This is a genomic window from Flavobacterium branchiicola, from assembly GCF_018383905.1.
Classification (GTDB): Bacteria; Bacteroidota; Bacteroidia; order Flavobacteriales; family Flavobacteriaceae; genus Flavobacterium; species Flavobacterium branchiicola.
The window spans coordinates 125,744-130,547 of sequence record NZ_JAGYWA010000011.1; the positions used below are offsets into that span (position 1 = coordinate 125,744).

2 protein-coding genes are annotated in these 4,804 nt (G+C 33.9%); both read left to right on the forward strand.

Going from position 1 to position 4,804, the window contains the following annotated elements:
• The coding region (locus KHA98_RS21760) for an autotransporter outer membrane beta-barrel domain-containing protein (protein WP_213260096.1) at positions 1 to 1,673 on the forward strand (1,673 nt) is incomplete at its 5' end.
• 616 nt (positions 1,674 to 2,289) lie between these two features.
• A partial coding sequence (locus KHA98_RS21765; RefSeq protein ID WP_213260097.1) for a beta strand repeat-containing protein occupies positions 2,290 to 4,804 on the forward strand: 2,515 nt, incomplete at its 3' end.

Below are 4,804 nucleotides of genomic sequence, written 5' to 3' on the forward strand. Positions count from 1 at the left end.
TAAGCTACGACAGCACTAAAAATGAGTTTACTTATTTAGACCAAAGCGGTGCAACGAAGGTGATCAACATCAATGATATGGTTAAGAACAACGAAACTGTTACTACGCTTAGTAATAACAATGACGGAACTTACACCTATACAAACGAGGAAGGCATTCCTGTTACGATCAATGTGGTTGGAGATGTGACAAGCAACTTCTCAACGATTGCAAACAATACTACTGTAAAAGAGATTATCGAGAATATCGTAAACAATACGGCTGGAAACGTAAGCTATGACGAGACTAAAAACGAATTCACTTATGTAGATCAATACGGTTTAATGAAAGTGATTAACATTACTGACATTGTCAAGAACAACGAAACTGTTACTACATTAAGTAATAACAATGACGGTTCTTACACGTATACAAACGAAGCAGGTGTTGAAGTTAAGATTAATGTAGTAGGAGATGTGACAAGCAACTTCTCAACAATTGCAAACAATACTGAGGTAAAACAGATTATTGAGAATATCGTAAACAATACGGCAGGAAACGTAAGCTATGATGACTCTAAAAAAGAGTTTACTTATTTAGACCAAAGTGGTGCAACGAAGGTGATCAACATTAATGATATGGTTAAGAACAACGAAACTGTTACTACGCTTAGTAATAACAATGACGGTTCTTACACGTATACAAATGAAGCGGGTACTGAGGTTAAAATCAATGTAGTAGGAGATGTGACAAGCAACTTCTCAACGATTGCAAACAATACTGAGGTAAAACAGATTATTGAGAATATCGTAAACAATACGGCAGGAAACGTAAGTTATGACAGCACTAATAAAGAGTTTACATATTTAGACCAAAGCGGTGCAACGAAGGTGATCAACATTAATGATATGGTTAAGAACAGCGAAACTGTTACTACACTTAGTAATAACAATAACGGAACTTACACGTATACAAACGAGAAAGATATTGCTGTTACAATCAATGTGGTTGGAGACGTGACAAGTAACTTCTCAGCAATTGCTAATAATACGGAGGTAAAACAGATTATCGAGAATATTGTTAAAGCGACTGGAGGTAATGTAAGTTATAATGGAACAACAAATCAGTTCTCTTATATAGATGCTAATGGTGTAACAAAAGTGATTGATATTAGTGGTCTTATTACTAAAGCGAATCTTACTTCGGCACAGCCTACTGTATTAGAGGTTCTTAATGGTACAAATGCGGTATTGGCAGCATCAAGTATTAAGATGGTTCCGGCTACTAAAACGGGTCAAATATTGACAACTGTTTTGGATACTGATAATACTACTAGAAAAGTAGAATGGAGAGACGTACAACCTTCTAATGTAATGGGTATTAAGAAAATTAGCGCAGATTATACAGTTGTAGATTCAGATTATACAATCATTGCAACTAAACTTACAGGTAGTATTACAATTACATTGCCTAGTGCTGCAGCTAGTACGGGTAGGCTGTTGGTAGTTAACCAATTAAATGTAATGACAAGTGGTAGTACCGAGATAATTGTAAAGTTTAATGTTCCTGTGGTTTATTCTGACGCTGTTAGTAAAAGCGAATTGTATTCACCAATTTATACAGCAACAGGAGGATTCTTGAAGGTTACGTTACAATCTGATGGAACAAACTGGTATGTAATTTCATCATTATAAAAATGAAAGGTTAATATATAATTATATAGTAGATGAAAATATTGTATTGAATATTTTATTAGTCAAGACAATAGAGGAATTAAAATGATATAGTTAAGGTTTTTAAAGAGGGGGTTTTCTCCCTCTTTTTTTGTTTTTACTAATTTTTAAAATAATACGCCTGATCAGTTAATAAGACATATTGATAAGGGAGTGGCTTCTAAAAATTACACGACTAAAGATCTGCAAAGGCCGGTTTTAGTAGTGTTTTTAAAAATAAATTTTATTAAAACGTTGTGTTTTAGTAGTTTATTTTGTTTCTCCGCAAATTTTGATCAATAGGCTGTTAATTGAAAATCAGGTTTGTTTTTGCTGCGCTCAGTTTTGTAAAACCCCAATAAACAAAGGGGCTGAGATGAACGATAAAAAACTATGCCCTAAATTATTAGTTTAAAAACTTTTGAGGGCAAAAAAAAAAGTATATCAGGGGGAACTTTGCACCATCAAGTTAAGGATAATTAAGTTGTTTAAAAAGAGGTTTAATGTGTTGATTATTAGTCAATATGAAAGCTTAAGTTGTTGAAAACAAAATTTATTTATTCTTAAAAAATAACTAAATAATTAATAATAAAATATTATGAAGAATAGATTACTTCCTTTATTTTTTGTTTTAGGTGCTTTTTCCGCCTACTCACAGGTTGGAGTAGGGAAGTTGGATCCAAATCCGTCTACGCAATTAGAAGTTTTTGCGGCAGATAAAGGTATTTTAATTCCAAGAGTAAAGTTGAAAAATTCAACAGACAAAACCACCGTTGTAAATGGCAGCGCTGGTTATGAAAACAGTTTAATGGTTTTTAACACAGAGCTTGTGGCAGACATTAAACCTGGGTACTACTATTGGTATGACAATAGATGGAATAGATTAGCTCTTTCGACTGAAACTTCAGGTTCAGGAACAGTTATTTATAATCCAACTACACAAGAATTTACTTATATCGATGATTCAGGTAATAGTCATGTAATCACCATTAAAGATCTTGAAACAGTAACAACGCTTACTGATAACAAAAATGGTACTTATACGTACATAAATGAGAAAGATACTGCCGTTACAATTAACGTAGTTGGAGATGTAACAAGTAATTTCTCAACGATTGCCAACAATACTAATGTAAAAGAGATTATTGAGAATATTGTAAACAATACTTCTGGTAATGTAAGTTACGATAATAGTAAAAAAGAGTTTACTTATATTGACGAAAGCGGTAAAACTCAGGTAGTCAATATTAATGAACTTGTTAAGTTAAGCGAAACTGTTACTACATTAAGTAATAACAACGACGGAACTTACACCTATTCAAATGAGGCAGGAGAGAAAGTTACCATCAACGTAATTGGAGATGTAACAAGTAACTTCTCAACGATTGCAAACAATACTACTGTAAAAGAGATTATCGAGAATATCGTAAACAATACGGCAGGAAACGTAAGCTATGACAGCACTAAAAATGAGTTTACATATTTAGACCAAAGCGGTGCAACGAAGGTGATCAATATCAATGATATGGTTAAGAACAACGAAACTGTTACTACATTAAGTAATAACAATGACGGTTCTTACACGTATACAAATGAAGCAGGTACTGAGGTTAAAATCAATGTAGTGGGAGATGTAACAAGCAACTTCTCAACAATTGCAAACAATACTACTGTAAAAGAGATTATCGAGAATATCGTAAACAATACAGCAGGAAACGTAAGCTATGACAGCACTAAAAATGAGTTTACTTATTTAGACCAAAGCGGTGCAACGAAGGTGATCAACATCAATGATATGGTTAAGAACAACGAAACTGTTACTACATTAAGTAATAACAATGACGGTTCTTACACGTATACAAATGAAGCAGGTACTGAGGTTAAAATCAATGTGGTTGGAGATGTAACAAGCAACTTCTCAACGATTGCCAACACTACAGAGGTAAAACAGATTATTGAGAATATCGTAAACAATACGGCAGGAAACGTAAGCTATGACAGCACTAAAAATGAGTTTACATATTTAGACCAAAGCGGTGCAACGAAGGTGATCAATATCAATGATATGGTTAAGAACAACGAAACTGTTACTACATTAAGTAATAACAATGACGGTTCTTACACGTATACAAATGAAGCAGGTACTGAGGTTAAAATCAATGTAGTGGGAGATGTAACAAGCAACTTCTCAACAATTGCAAACAATACTACTGTAAAAGAGATTATCGAGAATATCGTAAACAATACAGCAGGAAACGTAAGCTATGACAGCACTAAAAATGAGTTTACATATTTAGACCAAAGCGGTGCAACGAAAGTGATCAACATTAATGATATGGTTAAGAACAACGAAACTGTTACTACATTAAGTAATAACAATGACGGTTCTTACACGTATACAAATGAAGCAGGTACTGAGGTTAAAATCAATGTGGTTGGAGATGTAACAAGCAACTTCTCAACAATTGCAAACAATACTACTGTAAAAGAGATTATCGAGAATATCGTAAACAATACGGCAGGAAACGTAAGCTATGACAGCACTAAAAATGAGTTTACTTATTTAGACCAAAGCGGTGCAACGAAGGTGATCAACATCAATGATATGGTTAAGAACAACGAAACTGTTACTACATTAAGTAATAACAACGACGGTTCTTACACGTATACAAATGAAGCAGGTACTGAAGTTAAAATCAATGTTGTTGGAGATGTGACAAGCAACTTCTCAACGATTGCAAACAATACTACTGTAAAACAGATTATCGAGAATATCGTAAACAATACAGCAGGAAACGTAAGCTATGACGGAACTAAAAATGAGTTCTCTTATACAGATGCTACAGGCGCTTCAAAAGTGATCAACATCAGCGATCTTGTTAAGTTAAGCGAAACGGTTACTACGCTTTCTAACAACAACGACGGATCTTACACGTATACAAACGAGAAAGGTACTGAGGTTAAAATCAATGTGGTTGGAGATGTAACAAGCAACTTCTCAACAATTGCAAACAATACTGAGGTAAAACAGATTATCGAGAATATCGTAAACAATACAGCAGGAAACGTAAGCTATGACGGAACTAAAAATGAGTTCTCTTATACAGATGCTA